This is a genomic window from Devosia sp. WQ 349K1 (genome assembly GCF_016595685.1).
Classification (GTDB): Bacteria; Pseudomonadota; Alphaproteobacteria; order Rhizobiales; family Devosiaceae; genus Devosia.
In genome coordinates this window covers 597,803-612,047 of sequence record NZ_JAENGO010000001.1, presented here as the reverse complement: position 1 = coordinate 612,047, position 14,245 = coordinate 597,803, and the positions used below count along the sequence as shown (strand labels likewise).

At 58.4% G+C, this 14,245-nt stretch carries 11 protein-coding genes and 1 tRNA gene; 6 read left to right on the top strand and 6 right to left on the bottom strand.

Features of this window, described 5'->3' with window-relative positions:
* Nucleotides 1-2: 2 nt before the first annotated feature.
* Nucleotides 3-758: a type I methionyl aminopeptidase gene (gene map, locus JHL21_RS02780; RefSeq protein ID WP_169194837.1), complete on the top strand. Its 756-nt coding sequence runs from the start codon at nucleotides 3-5 to the stop codon at nucleotides 756-758.
* On the opposite strand, the gene JHL21_RS02775 is transcribed toward map, so the two are convergent.
* From JHL21_RS02775 to JHL21_RS02760, 4 genes are all read right to left on the bottom strand, one after another.
* Nucleotides 755-1,282 carry a hypothetical protein gene (locus JHL21_RS02775; RefSeq protein WP_169194836.1) on the bottom strand — a complete coding sequence of 176 codons (528 nt, stop codon included), beginning with the start codon at nucleotides 1,280-1,282 and terminating at the stop codon, nucleotides 755-757. The genes map and JHL21_RS02775 overlap by 4 nt on opposite strands.
* Nucleotides 1,283-1,334: 52 nt before the next feature.
* A complete protein-coding gene (locus JHL21_RS02770) occupies nucleotides 1,335-1,499 on the bottom strand; it encodes a hypothetical protein (protein ID WP_169194835.1) in 165 nt (54 codons plus the stop codon).
* 67 nt (nucleotides 1,500-1,566) lie between these two features.
* Nucleotides 1,567-1,641 (bottom strand) — tRNA-Lys (locus JHL21_RS02765).
* 55 nt (nucleotides 1,642-1,696) lie between these two features.
* Complete coding sequence (locus JHL21_RS02760; RefSeq protein ID WP_200211799.1) at nucleotides 1,697-2,506, bottom strand: SPOR domain-containing protein; 810 nt, start codon at nucleotides 2,504-2,506, stop codon at nucleotides 1,697-1,699.
* Nucleotides 2,507-2,643: 137 nt separating this feature from the next.
* Between JHL21_RS02760 and glmU the strand changes: the two genes are divergently transcribed.
* Nucleotides 2,644-3,993 carry a bifunctional UDP-N-acetylglucosamine diphosphorylase/glucosamine-1-phosphate N-acetyltransferase GlmU gene (gene glmU, locus JHL21_RS02755; RefSeq protein WP_200211798.1) on the top strand — a complete coding sequence of 450 codons (1,350 nt, stop codon included), beginning with the start codon at nucleotides 2,644-2,646 and terminating at the stop codon, nucleotides 3,991-3,993.
* 2 nt (nucleotides 3,994-3,995) lie between these two features.
* Nucleotides 3,996-5,822, top strand: a complete 1,827-nt coding sequence (gene glmS, locus JHL21_RS02750; RefSeq protein WP_200211797.1) for a glutamine--fructose-6-phosphate transaminase (isomerizing) — start codon at nucleotides 3,996-3,998, stop codon at nucleotides 5,820-5,822.
* Nucleotides 5,823-5,876: 54 nt separating this feature from the next.
* On the opposite strand, the gene recG is transcribed toward glmS, so the two are convergent.
* The gene (gene recG / locus JHL21_RS02745) at nucleotides 5,877-7,985 is read right to left on the bottom strand and encodes an ATP-dependent DNA helicase RecG (RefSeq protein ID WP_200211796.1); all 2,109 of its coding nucleotides are present in this window, start codon (nucleotides 7,983-7,985) and stop codon (nucleotides 5,877-5,879) included.
* 185 nt (nucleotides 7,986-8,170) lie between these two features.
* Between recG and JHL21_RS02740 the strand changes: the two genes are divergently transcribed.
* From JHL21_RS02740 to JHL21_RS02730, 3 genes are all read left to right on the top strand, one after another.
* Nucleotides 8,171-8,449, top strand: coding sequence for a succinate dehydrogenase assembly factor 2 (locus JHL21_RS02740; RefSeq protein WP_200211795.1), 279 nt, complete (start codon nucleotides 8,171-8,173; stop codon nucleotides 8,447-8,449).
* Between the two features lie 53 nt (nucleotides 8,450-8,502).
* Nucleotides 8,503-11,934 carry a transcription-repair coupling factor gene (mfd, locus tag JHL21_RS02735; RefSeq protein ID WP_254081937.1) on the top strand — a complete coding sequence of 1,144 codons (3,432 nt, stop codon included), beginning with the start codon at nucleotides 8,503-8,505 and terminating at the stop codon, nucleotides 11,932-11,934.
* Between the two features lie 143 nt (nucleotides 11,935-12,077).
* On the top strand, nucleotides 12,078-12,809 hold the full coding sequence (locus JHL21_RS02730) for an invasion associated locus B family protein (RefSeq protein ID WP_200211792.1): 732 nt from the start codon (nucleotides 12,078-12,080) through the stop codon (nucleotides 12,807-12,809).
* Nucleotides 12,810-12,886: 77 nt separating this feature from the next.
* Here the strand turns inward: JHL21_RS02730 and JHL21_RS02725 are convergent, their stop codons facing one another.
* Complete coding sequence (locus JHL21_RS02725) at nucleotides 12,887-14,044, bottom strand: FAD-dependent monooxygenase (RefSeq protein WP_200211791.1); 1,158 nt, start codon at nucleotides 14,042-14,044, stop codon at nucleotides 12,887-12,889.
* Between the last annotated feature and the right edge of the window lie 201 nt (nucleotides 14,045-14,245).

Genomic DNA, 14,245 nt, shown 5'->3' with positions numbered 1-14,245 from the left:
AATTGATTATCACTACCGAGGACCAGCTCGTTAAACTGAAAGCTATCGGCCGAATTTGCGCACTGGCGAGAGACGCCATGGCGGAAGGACTGCAAGCCGGTATGACGACACTCGAGCTGGATGAGATTGGCGCCAAAGTCCTTGCGGAACATGGCGCTCTTTCTGCCCCGGTCGTGACCTATCAATTCCCAGGTCAGACCTGCATTTCGGTCAATGAAGAGATCGCCCACGGCATTCCCGGTAATCGGATTTTGCTGGAAGGCGATCTCGTCAACATTGACGTCTCTGCCGTAAAGGACGGCGTCTATGCCGACTGCGGCATGTCGCTGGTATTAGGCGGCGGGAGCCCGCGCCTGCAAAACCTCTGTCGCGATGGCAAAAAGGCGATGTGGGCGGGTATCCGGGTTGTTAAGCCCGGTGCGCGGCTTGCCGATATTGGCGACGCCATCGGCAAGTTTGCCAAGAAGGGCGGCTATACGCTGATCCGCAACCTCGCCAGCCACGGTGTTGGCGATAGCTTGCACGATGAGCCGGGGCAGATTTCCACCTGGCCGGATAAGTCGGAGCGCCGCATTATCCAAGAGGGTTTGGTGTTCACGGTTGAGCCATTCTTGTCGCTCGGCGGCGAATGGGCTGAACAAAAATCTGAAGACGATGAATGGACGCTCATCGCGGAGCCAATGGCTCCGACCGTTCAGTATGAGCACACGATTGTTGCGACCAAGAACGGTCCGCTTGTCGTCACCGTCGCAGCTTAAAGTACGGTAAGAAGAAGCGGTCCGAACAGGATAGCGAGAATGCCCAAAGGGAAGCGCAGGTGATTGAGCCTGCGCAGGCTGGGCATGCTGGCCCAAGTGCTCAGCACCAAGTAGATCAGCAGAGCGATAATGGCTGGGAGCAGGGCATTCAGATTGAATGCGCCGGCATTGTTGATCTGCAAGTAGCCCATAAAGCCGACAGCATAGCCCAGAAGAGCCGAAAGGATGACCGTGGCGGCCTTTGCGGTGATCAGGAGGGCCATGTCTATGGTGTTGCTCGCTAAGAGCAGGGCAACGCCCGTGGCAATGACGTGGAGCGTGATCAAGGTGCTGAAGATGCGGTTGTCCGCTAGCATGGCGGCCACGCCGGGCACGCCGACCTGACCAACTAGGCCGATGACGGGGATGTCGCCAACGTAGCGACGAACCAGCCAGATCGTGTAGAGCATGACTAAGGTGGAGACAGCAGTCACCAGCAGGGTTACAGCCATGACCTTGATGAGATCTGCCAGATCGTTCGACATGTGTGCCCCTTAGAAGTCGCTTGTCTGCCCATAGCATGGGGCAGGGCTGATTCTAAAGCGAGCGACGGCGCAGTGCACCACTCAGAGAGTTTGGCGGGCCTTTGCGGGCGCCACGCTGCACGCGAATAGGCTTGCGGAAGTCCTCGGCGAGCTCGAAAGCGTCTGCGCGATATTCCAACTCTGCATAGGGATCAGGATCGAGATCTGTCTGGGTCATAAAGCTGAACCGCTCAGGTACACCATTCGCCCAAGGCATTGAAATCTGATTGGGAATAGAAAGGAAGTGGTACGCCGGGCGGGGGTCGAACCCGCGACCATTCGATTAAAAGTCGAATGCTCTACCACTGAGCTACCGGCGCCCGCTATGTACGCCCTGCGGCGTTGGGGCGGAACATAGCTAGAGTTCGCGCCAAGTCAACCGCCCTCATGCGGTTCCTGTGCAAACAATTGGCGGCCTTCATAGCTCACTGGCAGGCAGGAAAAGGCAATTCGTTCAAGTCGTTCGCACATTTGCCTAGCTTCTGCTAGGGTTTCCATGGGCCCAACAAGGATGCGGCTACCCTGGTCAGTCTGCGCACTCAGGACTGGGGAAAACTCCAGAAGGAGTGGTCCCAGCTTCATTTGAAGGTCTCGCCAAGTGGCTTCGGCATTTTGTGGTGCAACGAATCCGCCAATGGCAACACCATAGGGGATCGGGTTCGGTGGCACCGAATTGGGCGCGTCACTGAGCGGCGCAGGCATGGCTTGTGGTAATGTGACCGGCACGGGTTGGGCACCGGGCAAGGGGGATTGGCGGATAGAAACGCTTCCACCCAGTGCCGCCATTTCAATCGGTTCGGAGGCTTGGTCGACAGTCGCCGTCAAACTGGTGACGTCGACGGTTGGCCGCGGGATGGCTTCGACAATATTGGGTATTGTGACTTCTAGGGCACTTACCCGGCGCAAGACGTCTTTGCCCGATTGGTCCTGGAGCTGGGTCTGCGACTGCAGGGACTGGTAGTCCTGATTGAGTTTTTGCAGATTATCTTGCAGGCCGCTGACCTGTTCGCGCAGTCCTTCTACAGAAGTAGAGTTGATGCGGGGCGTATGTAACGCTTTGATAAAATCGTGTGGTACGATTGCCGACACATTAGAGCTGATGACAGCAAGCGCCGCCGTGACTAAGGCAACTAAGCCCCAAAATGTCACGTCGGATTGCCGGAAATGGTCGGATGCTCTAGCCAATCGCAGTCCTCAAATGTTTGGCCCGAATCGAGCCTTATGCTGGAAATGAGGATTGGCCTGTTGTTGTGGGTTCGCCAATAGTTGTTGGCTATTTATTTACCATAAGCCGAGTGATTTTCGGTATTGGAGTGAGCGTTATGGCTGATTTGCTTTCGATTATCCTCGCGGCTGGCGAAGGGACGCGAATGAAATCCGCTTTGCCTAAGGTATTACACCCCGTGGGTGGATTGCCTGTGGTGAGCCATGTTTTGCGGACAGCAAAATCATTTGGGTCGCGCATTGCTGTTGTTGTGGGGCCCGGTCACGAAGCAGTTGAGCAGGCAGTAACGCGGTTTGAGAGCAATGCTTTTATTGCGCGTCAGCTGGAACGTCTTGGGACAGGTCATGCTGTTCAGCAAGCGCGTGACGCGTTTCAGAATGAAACTGGCAACGTTCTCGTTCTTTACGCCGACACCCCGCTTGTGACCGAGAAAACAATCGGCCAGATCGTCGGAAGACTTGATGCAGGCGCGGATATGGTTGTGGTCGGTTTCAGGCCACACAATCCCACCGGTTATGGTCGCCTTCTCACGGATGGCAATCGGTTGCTGGCTATTCGCGAGCATAAGGATGCGAGCGACGAGGAACGCCGCGTAGGTCTTTGTAATTCTGGCATTATCGCGTTCAACGCTGATACGCTTCGCGCTGTTATTGATCGCATAGATAACAAGAACGCCAAGGGCGAATACTATTTGACCGACGCGGTAGAGCTGGCCGTCGCGGATAAGCGCCAGATTGACTATATCGAAGCCGATGCCAGCGAATTGGTTGGCGTGGATAATCGCACCAAACTGGCTGAGGCCGAGGCGACTTTCCAGCAGTTCAAACGCGCTGAGATGATGGAAAACGGGGTGACGCTACGTGATCCGCAGAGCGTGTTCTTTTCCTGGGATACGGAATGCGGTCGTGACGTGACCATCTTCCCCAATGTGGTTTTTGGCCCGGGCGTCAGAATCGCTGACAATGTCGAAATTCGCGCGTTCTGTGATCTCGAAGATGTCGTGATCGGTGAAGGCGCTAGCATAGGCCCCTTTGCGCGCGTTCGTGGCGGCGCAGAGCTGGGCAAAGATGTTCACCTCGGAAATTTTGTTGAGGTGAAGAAATCAAAGCTCGCCGATGGCGTAAAAGCGGGACATCTCAGCTATTTGGGTGATGCGGAGATTGGTGCCAAAACAAATATTGGCGCAGGCACGATTACGTGTAATTACGATGGCGTTAACAAGGATAAAACCGTTATTGGTGCAAATGCCTTTATTGGCTCAAATGCGTCGCTCGTCGCGCCTGTTGTGATTGGTGATGGTGCCTATACTGCTTCGGGAAGCGTCATCACCGAAGATGTTCCGGCTGATGCTGTAGCTTTCGGGCGCGCGCGTCAGGAAAACAAGGCTGATTACGCGCCAAAGCTGCGCGAGCGGGCCCTCGCGAAGAAGGCCGCGAAAGGGAAGTAACGATGTGCGGTATTGTCGGTATTGTCGGTGACGCGCCTGTCGCCGGACGATTGGTGGATGCTCTCAAGCGCCTAGAATACCGCGGATATGACAGTGCTGGCGTAGCGACGCTGGAAGGCGGCGAGATTGCTCGCCGCCGCGCTGAGGGGAAGCTGGGCAATCTGGCGACCAAGCTTGGCATGGAGCCGCTGGCGGGCACCATTGGCATTGGCCATACCCGCTGGGCGACCCACGGCGCGCCGACAGAGGCCAATGCCCACCCACACGCCACCAAGCGCGTTGCAGTGGTGCACAACGGCATTATCGAGAATTTTCGCGAGTTGCTCGCAGATCTCGCTAAAGATGGCTATGTGCCAACAAGCCAGACCGATACCGAAAGTGTTGCCCTGTGGGTGACGCGCGAGCTGGATCATGGCGCTGACCCTGAACTGGCCGTCGCGCGCACGCTGAAAGCGCTTAAGGGTGCGTTTGCACTCGCCTTTATGTTCAAGGGGCAGGCCGATCTGCTGATTGCCGCCCGTCACGGCGCGCCGCTGGCTGTGGGCTATGGTGAGACCGAGATGTATCTGGGATCTGACGCGATGGCGCTCGCTCCCTTCACCTCGCGCCTGACCTATCTCGAAGATGGCGACTGGGCGGTGATGACGCCGAAGGGCGTGACCATCCGCGACGGCAAGGATGCCCTCGTTGAGCGCGCTAAGATGGTGTCGCAGGCGTCGGCTCTCTTGGTCGACAAGGGCAATCATCGCCATTTTATGGCTAAGGAAATCTACGAACAGCCTGAAACCATATCGCACACGCTGAGCCACTATGTGGATATGGGCGCTGAAAAGGCTTCTATCCGCGAGAGCTTACCATTTGATTTTGCTGAGCTTTCTCGTTTGACGATGTCTGCTTGTGGTACGGCTTATTATGCCGGGGCCATCGCGAAATATTGGTTTGAGCGCTATGCTCGCCTGCCGGTTGATATCGATGTCGCGTCAGAATTCCGCTATCGCGAGCCGCCGCTGGAAAAGAACGGGCTGTCATTCTTCATTTCGCAGTCTGGCGAGACGGCTGATACTTTGGCCGCTCTGCGCTATTGCGCCGGGCAGGGGCAACATGTGGCGTCGCTGGTCAATACGCTGGAATCGACCATCGCACGTGAATCGGGTGTGGTTTTCCCGATCCTTTGTGGGCCGGAAATCGGCGTTGCCTCCACCAAGGCGCTGACGGCGCAATTGACCGCTTTGGCAAGCCTTGCCATCGCCGCTGGCCGAGCTCGCGGCGCATTGAGCGCCGAGCAAGAGGCGGAGATGGTTCGGGCGCTGACGGCGCTGCCGAGCGCGGTTTCGGCGGCATTGGGCACCGAAGCCGTGATCATGGACATCGCCAAACGCCTCTCCAAGGCGAAGGACGTACTCTATCTCGGTCGTGGTCCGATGTTCCCGGTCGCCATGGAGGGCGCGCTGAAGCTCAAAGAGATCAGCTATATCCACGCCGAAGGTTATGCAGCAGGTGAACTGAAGCATGGGCCGATTGCGCTGGTGGATGAAGCCATGCCGGTGATCGTCGTCGCTCCTTCTGATGAACTGGTCGATAAAACGCTGTCCAATATGCAGGAGGTCGCGGCACGCGGGGGTAAGATTATTCTTATTACCGATGCTGAAGGGGCACAGCACGTCGGGCATGGCGTTGCGGATATTATCGAAATTCCGCACGTGCATCCGTTTGTGGCGCCGATTTTGGCACTGATCCCAGTGCAGTTGTTGGCCTATCACACGGCGGTATTTATGGGCACGGACGTGGACCAGCCGCGGAATTTGGCCAAATCGGTGACGGTGGAGTAACCCCCACCCAACCTCCCCCTGGTAGGGGGAGGAGTTGGTTCGGTGATGGCCTGACTAGCCCGCCCTGATCAGTGGAATCGCCAGATCTTTTCGGAATAAATACAACAGCGTACGGGCGGCTTCGCCGTCGGGGCCGGTGAGGCCGGGGTTGCGTTGCATCAGGGCTTTGGCGTCGTCATGAGCGAACTCAAGCAAGTGCCGATGCACGTCTGGGACAGCGACGCGATAGCCGGGCATGCCGGACTGGCGGGTGCCTAAGACGTCGCCTTGACCGCGGAGGTCGAGGTCGCGTTCGGCAATCTCGAAACCGTCTTCGGTGGATTTGATGGTTTCGAGGCGCGCTTGAGCGGTTTCGCTGAGCGGTTCTTTGAAGAGAAGCAGGCAGGCAGAGCGTTGCGAACCACGGCCGACGCGGCCGCGCAGCTGATGGAGCTGCGCGAGGCCAAAGCGCTCGGCGTGTTCGATGATCATGATCGTGGCGTTGGGGACGTCGACGCCCACTTCGATGACCGTTGTGGCGACCAGAAGTTTGATTTCATTGGCTTTAAAGCGCGCCATGACCTCCTGCTTGGCGGCGGCGGACATGCGGCCGTGAACCAGCGCAACCTGATCTCCGAAGACTTTTTGCAGTTCGGCGAAGCGATCTTCAGCGCTGACGACTTGGATAAATTCGCTTTCTTCAACCAGCGGGCAGACCCAATAGGCCTGCGCACCTTCGCCTAACCGGGCGATGAGACGGTTGATGACGCGGCCGTAGTCATTGATCGAGAGCACTGCCGTATCAATGGGTTGGCGGCCGCGCGGCTTTTCTTTGAGAACAGAGACGGCCATGTCGCCGAAGTGGGTGAGCACAAGGGTGCGCGGGATCGGCGTGGCGGTCATGACGAGGAGGTCAGTGTCGCGGCCCTTGTCGGAGAGGGCGAGGCGCTGGTGGACGCCGAAACGGTGTTGTTCGTCAACGACGGTGAGGCCGAGATTGTGGAAGGCGACGCCGGATTGGAAGAGGGCGTGGGTGCCGAGGGCGATGTGGATCGAACCATCTGCAAGCCCTGCTAGAATCTTGCGTTTTTCGGCTGCGGGCATTTTGCCGGTGAGCAATGCGCAGCCTAGGCCTGCCGCTTCAGCGAGGGGCTGAATGGTTTTAAAATGCTGTGAAGCCAGCAATTCGGTCGGAGCCATCAACGCCGATTGCGCGCCGCTTTCTGCCATTGCTGCCATGGACATAAGAGCTACAACGGTCTTGCCGGAGCCGACGTCGCCTTGCAGGAGGCGGGACATGCGGTCGGGGCTGGCGAGGTCGGCGCGGATTTCTTCGAGGGCCTGATTTTGGCCATCGGTCAGGGAGAAGGGTAGCGCGGCGGCGACGCGGGAGGTGATACTCCCGTTGAAAGTGCGGGACTTGCCCTTTTGGGCGACCATAGTCGAACGCACCAATTGTAGGGTGATTTGGCCGGCTAAATACTCATCATAAGCAAGGCGTTGGCGGGCCGGGGACCAGAGTTGGCCCTGGTCAGGATTCTCTGGCAAATGGACTTCGCGCATGGCTTGGGCGAAGTTTGGCCACTTGCGTTGGCGCATGGTTTCGGCGTCGATCCATTCCGGTAATTCGGGAATAATATCAACGGACTGGCGCACGAGTTTCGCTAAGGCCTTGGAACTCAAGCCACTTGTGAGCGGATAGACTGGCTCGACGAGGGGGAGTTCTGCGAATTTCTCGGCTTCGACGATATAGTCTGGGTGCGTTATCTGCTTTTGGCCGTTGAAGAAATCGACCTTTCCAGAGACATAGCGCTCTTCGCCGACGGGGAGAGCTTTTTCGACCCAGCCGCCTTGGGCGCGGAAGAACACCAAGGACAGTTCGCCGGTCTCGTCATGCGCGAAAACGCGATGTGGCACATGCAGCTTTCCGCGTGGTGGCGGTTGGTGCCGGTCGATGTGGAGTTTCAGCGTAACGATTTGATTTAAATAGGCTTCTGCAATGCCGACCTGTCGACGTCGATCGACGACGCCGGAGGGCATGTGCATCAGAATGTCGAGGACGATGGCCTCTTGTCCGTCAGGGGCGCCGAAGAATTTGGTTAGCAGTGCTGCAAGCTTATCGCCCACGCCTTTGATGGAGTGGAGCGAGCGGAACAGGGGCTGCAATTCATCGGGACGGGACAAGAATGATTCTCCTTACCGAGGGGCATCTATTGGCACTTCTGTGGCCTTTGGCCGGCACTTTTGGGCCTCTGAAGGGGCAAATTGCTGACATTCAGAGGCATGACGGAATAGGGCTGACATTGTTGGCTAACACGCGTAAAGAACAAGTCCAAATCGAGAACAAAATTCAATCATGGGTGTCGCAAATGACGGCCGGTGAAGAGATCGCTATTCGACGTAAACGGCTCCGCTATCGCGCGTGGCATCGTGGGACCAAGGAAATGGACTTGGTGCTCGGTCCATTCGCGGATGCGCATCTGGAAAACTACGATGAGGCGCAACTCGACAAGCTCGAAGCGCTGATGAACGAAGAAGACCCGCCATTGCTAAAATGGGTGCTCCGGCAGGAGGAGCCACCAGAGCATGTGGACCGTTCGTTCCTAGACCTTCTTATTGCCGACCACGAGGCCCGCGTCGCCCGATGACTTCTTCTGACATCACGCCCACCGTTCGTACCATCTCCAACGTACCCGATGGCATGCAGCCATTGGTGTTGGCACGACTGGTTGAACAACGCCTCAAAAACGCGCCGGATGATGCGGCGGCTGTGGTGTTCGTGGCGCGTGATGGACGGCGCTTGCAGCGCATGGCGGAAGTGTTGGGGGCGATGTTGCCCGGACACACGATATTGCAACTGCCCGCCTGGGACAGCCTGCCATATGACCGTGTGTCGCCAAATAATGTGACCATCGCGGCGCGTATGAAAACGCTGGCCGCGCTGACCAGCGGGACCAAGGGCGCGATTGTGCTGACGGCGGTTAATGCGCTGGTGCAAAAGCTGCCGCCGCGCGCTGTGGTTGAGACCATGTCGTTTTCGGCGGCGGTGGGTCGGGTGGTCGATGGCGATAAGCTGATCGGTTGGGCGGCGAACAATGGCTATTTGCGCGTACCGACGGTGCGCGAAAGCGGCGAATTTGCAGTCCGTGGTGGGTTGATTGACCTGTTCCCGGCCAATGCGGACGCGCCGCTGCGCTTTGACTTCTTTGGGAGCCAGCTGGAAACGATCCGGACGTTTGATCCCGATACACAGCGGACGACGGGCAATCTCAAGCGCATTGATCTGACGCCTATGAGCGAGCTGGTGCTCAATGATGACACCATTCGCCGTTTCCGTCAGAATTATACGGCGACTTTTGGTGGCAACACTCATGATGACCCGCTCTATTCATCGGTGAGTGGCGGGTCTCGCTATTCGGGCACGGAGCACTGGCTGCCGTTCTTTTACGAAAAGCTCGATAGTTTGGCGGATTATGTGGGCGATGCCCCGTTCGTCTTCGACGATCAGGTGAACGAAGCCTATGGCGAGCGCGTCGAGCAGATTGCCGATTATTACGATGCGCGCGAGACCGCGCGTCTGGCGCCGCAGGTGGCGGGGGCAGGGGCGCCCTATAAGCCGATCAAGCCAGAACTGCTTTACAATGTTGATGTGACGCCAGCGCAGTTGGCGGGTGCGTCGGTCATTCAGCTTTCGGCGTTCCTGTCGCCGCAGACGAAATCGGGTGACGATGCCGGTGGGCATATTGCGCCGAGCTTTGCAGCGGACCGTCTGGCCAATGACGTCAACCTTTTTGAAAAGGTCGTGGAGCGGCTGCTTACGGAGCGCCGCAATGGTCGCCGCGCGATTGTGGCCTGCTGGAGCGCGGGGACGCGCGATCGCATGGCGCAGGTGCTCAAGGATCACGGGCTGACCAATCCGCGCCTCGGCGAGAATTGGAAAGACGCGGAAACCACGAGCGCAGCGACGACTTCACTGATCGTGTTGCCACTCGAATCTGGCTTTGAAACCAAAGACCTGCTGGTTCTGACCGAGCAGGATATTTTGGGCGAGCGCATTCTGCGGCCGCAGCGCAAGAAGAAGGCTTCGGATGCGCTGACAGAAGCGGCTAGCTTGAGTGCCGGCGATCTCGTGGTGCACGTAGACCACGGTATCGGGCGCTTCCTGGGGCTGAAGGTCATTCAGGCCGGTGGCGCTCCGCATGAATGCGTCGAGCTCGAATATGGCGGCGAGACTAAGCTTTACCTGCCGGTTGAAAACATCGAACTGCTAACCCGCTATGGTGCAGACGATGCGTCGGTGACGCTCGATAAGCTCGGTGGCGTGGCTTGGCAGGCCAAAAAGGGCAAGCTCAAGAAGCGCATCCGCGAAATGGCGGAACAGCTTATCAAGTTGGCGGCGCAGCGCTTGCTGGTCCGCGCCGATGCGGTGGACCTCAATTCCGGCGCTTACGATGAGTTCGTGGCGCGCTTCCCTTATGAGGAAACGGAAGATCAGCTCAACGCCATTGGGGCGGTGTTTGACGATCTGACCTCGGGCAAGGTGATGGATCGCCTTGTCTGTGGCGACGTTGGCTTTGGGAAGACCGAAGTTGCGATCCGCGCGGCCTTCGCCGTGGCGCTTTCGGGCAAGCAGGTGGCGGTGGTTGTGCCGACAACGCTCTTGGCGCGTCAGCACTTCAAGAACTTCTCTGAACGCTTCCATGGCTTGCCGGTCAATGTGCGTCATGCCTCGCGCATGGTGCCTGCGGGCGAATTGAAAGCGACCAAGGAAGGCTTGGCCAATGGGCATGTCGATATCGTTATCGGCACCCATGCGCTCTTGTCGAAGTCGATCAGTTTCAAGGACTTGGGCCTGCTGATTATCGACGAGGAACAGCACTTTGGCGTGAGCCACAAGGAGCGCCTCAAGGAGCTCAAGGCCAATGTTCACGTGCTGACGCTGACGGCAACGCCGATCCCGCGCACGCTGCAACTGGCGCTGACTGGCGTTCGCGATCTGTCGCTGTTGGCGACGCCGCCGGTCGACCGTTTGGCGATCCGTACCTTTATTTCGCCTTTCGATCCGCTTTCTATCCGCGAAGCTTTGCTGCGCGAAAAGTATCGCGGCGGGCAGAGCTTCTATGTGGTGCCGCGCATAAAGGATCAGGCCGATATTGCCGAGTTCTTGCGCGTGCAGGTGCCGGAAGTTTCCTATGTCATCGCCAATGGGCAGATGCCGCCGGGCGAACTCGACGACATCATGAACAATTTCTACGACGGCAAGTTCGACGTTTTGTTGGCGACGACCATTGTGGAATCGGGGCTCGATATTCCGAACGCCAATACGCTGATCGTGCATCGTGCCGACCAGTTCGGGCTGGCGCAGCTTTATCAGATCCGTGGGCGTATCGGCCGGGCCAAGCAGCGCGCCTATGCGCTGTTCACCGTGCCTGCCGACAAGAAGCTTACCGACACCGCAGAGCGTCGTTTGGGCGTGCTGCAGTCGCTCGAAAGCCTTGGCGCTGGCTTCCAGCTGGCGAGCCACGATTTGGATATTCGCGGGGCAGGGAACCTCTTGGGCGACGAGCAGTCGGGCCATATCCGTGAAGTCGGTTTCGAGCTTTACCAGTCGATGCTGGAAGAAGCCGTGGCCAACCTGCGCGCTGGTGGCGACGAGGAATACGACGACAAGAACGAGTGGAGCCCGCAGATTTCGCTCGGCATGCCGGTGATGATCCCGGAAAGCTATGTGCCTGATCTGCAGTTGCGTATGCAGCTCTATCGCCGCTTGGGTGATCTGAGCGATATTCGCGATATTGATGCTGCGGGTGCGGAGCTGATCGACCGGTTCGGGCCACTGCCGGAAGAGGTGGAATCGCTGCTCAAGGTCATTCTCGTGAAGGCACTCTGCCGTCAGGCCAATGTCGAAAAGGTCGATGCTGGTCCGAAGGGCGCAGTGGTGACGTTGCGAAACAACGAGTTCCCCAATCCGATTGGTCTGGTGCGCATGGTTTCGGACCTGTCCAATCAGGTGAAGATCAAGCCTGATCAGAAGCTCGTGTTCGTGCGCAATTGGCCAACGCCGGAGCAAAGGCTCAAGGGTGCGGCCGCAATTATGAGTAAACTGGCGCGTTTGGCTGAGAATAAGAGTTAACTGAAGTCTCGGACACGAGGCGCTATAATCTTTTGGCAACTCTCATCGGTCATGTTATTGCCCGATTTGAGCCCTTGAAGGGCAGTTCAGGTATTTCGGTAGCTTTGGGCTGCCCGGACCGCCAAGGAAGACAAGGACATTTTATGACGTTCAAGAAACCCCTCGTGGCCGGAATCGCAGCGGCAGCGTTTATGCTGACCCCGGCTGTATCTTTCGCGCAGGACGCGGCTCCTGCAGCACCGGCTGCTGAAGCGCCAGCTGCTGAAGCTCCTGCTGCGGCCGAGGGCGGTGCTGTCGCTGAAGTCGGCGCTGCCGTCGACAATATGCCATCGCAGAACTGGCTGAAGGTTTGTGACCCGCTGGACGACGGCCAGAAGGCTTGCGTGATGCGCCAAGTGGTGCTCGCAAACGGCCAGTTCCTCGGCTCCTTCCTGCTGCGTGACGATCCAGGCCAGGAAAGCCGCCTGTTGGCTGTTGCTGCCGTTCCGCTTGGCGTGCTGCTGCCATTCGGCCTGACCTGGCAGATCGACAACGCAAAGCCAGTGCGCGTGCCGTACATGCTGTGTGATCAGCAGTCGTGCTCGACTCAGCTCGTGATCAACGAGCAGTATGTCGCTTCGCTCAAGAAGGGCTCGACCCTGAAGCTGACCGCCAAGAACCGTCAGAACCAGGACCTGACCATCGATATCAACCTCGCTGGTTTCACCGCGACTTATGATAGCGATACGGCCCTGACGTTCGAACAGCTGCAGAGCCAGGAATCGGGCGAAAACGCGCTTGAGCAGGTTCTTCAGGATCGCGCCGAGCAGCTCCGCAAGCAGCTGAGCGAAACGCCAGCTGAAGGCGAAGCGCCAGCAGCACCTGCGGCGCAATAAGCTCTACGCAGACGAATTTGAAAAAGGCCCGGGAAACCGGGCCTTTTTTGTTGTGCTGGTGAGAGGCGCGGAGGGGGTTAGCGTTGGCCCATGCCAACGGCGAAAGCCTGTTTGCGCAAGAACGGGGACAGCTTGAGTGCCCACAAGCCGCCAGCGCGCAGGGTTTGGCTGGGGAGCATGTCGGCGAGAAGCGATTTGAACAGCGTGTCGACAATAGTGCTGGTTTGCGCCAGATCGGCTGCGCGACGGCGCGCATAATCATCAGCGGCCTTGGCGCCCCAATCGGGCAGGGTCGTGTCAGCGGCTTTCAGGGCGGCGATAAGATCGGCGACATCCCGCAGACCCAGATTGAGGCCCTGTGCGCCAATGGGTGGGAAGGCGTGAGCAGACTCGCCGACCAAGGCCACCCCAGATGCTCCGGCCTTATCAACGGTTAGTGTCGAGAGGGGGAAGACGAAGCTGGGGGAGACAATCTTGAGATCGCCGAATAGGCGCTGTGAGGTCTCCAGGATGGCGTTTCGGAGGGCCTCCGGCCCAGCTGCCTGAAGAGCACGCAACTTGGCCTCATCATCGATCCAAACGAGATTGGCGCGGTTCTCTCCGGCTGGCACGAGCGTAAAGGGCCCGCGCGGGTAGTGGAACTCGATGGAGGTGCCACCAACGCTGCGGGTCAATTCAAGATCACAGACGAGAGCAGCCTCAGTGAACTGATGCTCGCGCGTGGTAATGCCAACGGCCTTGCGCAGCAGAGACTTCTTGCCATCGGCACCGACCACGAGGGGCGCACAGAGGGTCGAGCCATCGGCCAGTGTGACTGTGCCCAGCCGGCCATCATGGTGATAGGTCGCCACGCTTTCGGTTCGGATAGTGAATCCGGTTTTTGGGGCAGTGCTTTGAAAGTGCTCAAGAAGTCGCGCATTGCCAAAGTTCCATCCGAAGGCGGGAAGGCCGATCTCGACCGCCTCAAACAGGGTTTCTGGCGCGCGGAAGAGGCGGGATGTGGCATCGATGATGCGAATTGCGGTGAGCGGATGGCCTAGGGTCGCTGGTTCGGAGACGAGGCCGCTTTCAACGAGGAATTCGACGCTTGGCATCATCAGGGCCGAGGTGCGCCGGTCTGGCGGGGCAGCCGGGGCCAGATGGATGACGTCAAACCCGAGCCGCGCCACGGCGACAGCAGCGGCGGAGCCCGCAAGCCCGCCTCCCACCACGATGACATCAGCATCCTTATTCATGGCGCATCCTCTTGGGTGTCGGTCGAAAAGCCTTTTGCGACGGTGGAACCGCCGCAGGGCGTTTGCTGTTCCGGCCATAGCAGTGCTTGGGGCTGAGCGGTAGCCCAAGCGTGGCCATTTTCGCGGTTCGGAGGCGGGTGCTTCACCACTCGCTGCCCACACCATACACTGACAATTGAGCCCGAGTCGGCTTTGGGAGAC

Coding starts and splice junctions, on each gene's coding strand:
- JHL21_RS02775 (WP_169194836.1), bottom strand. CDS start 1,282: ATGTCGAACGATCTGGCAGATCTCATCAAGGTCATGGCTGTAACCCTG.
- JHL21_RS02770 (WP_169194835.1), bottom strand. CDS start 1,499: ATGACCCAGACAGATCTCGATCCTGATCCCTATGCAGAGTTGGAATAT.
- glmU (WP_200211798.1), top strand. CDS start 2,644: ATGGCTGATTTGCTTTCGATTATCCTCGCGGCTGGCGAAGGGACGCGA.
- glmS (WP_200211797.1), top strand. CDS start 3,996: ATGTGCGGTATTGTCGGTATTGTCGGTGACGCGCCTGTCGCCGGACGA.
- JHL21_RS02740 (WP_200211795.1), top strand. CDS start 8,171: ATGACGGCCGGTGAAGAGATCGCTATTCGACGTAAACGGCTCCGCTAT.
- mfd (WP_254081937.1), top strand. CDS start 8,503: ATGCAGCCATTGGTGTTGGCACGACTGGTTGAACAACGCCTCAAAAAC.
- JHL21_RS02730 (WP_200211792.1), top strand. CDS start 12,078: ATGACGTTCAAGAAACCCCTCGTGGCCGGAATCGCAGCGGCAGCGTTT.
- JHL21_RS02725 (WP_200211791.1), bottom strand. CDS start 14,044: ATGAATAAGGATGCTGATGTCATCGTGGTGGGAGGCGGGCTTGCGGGC.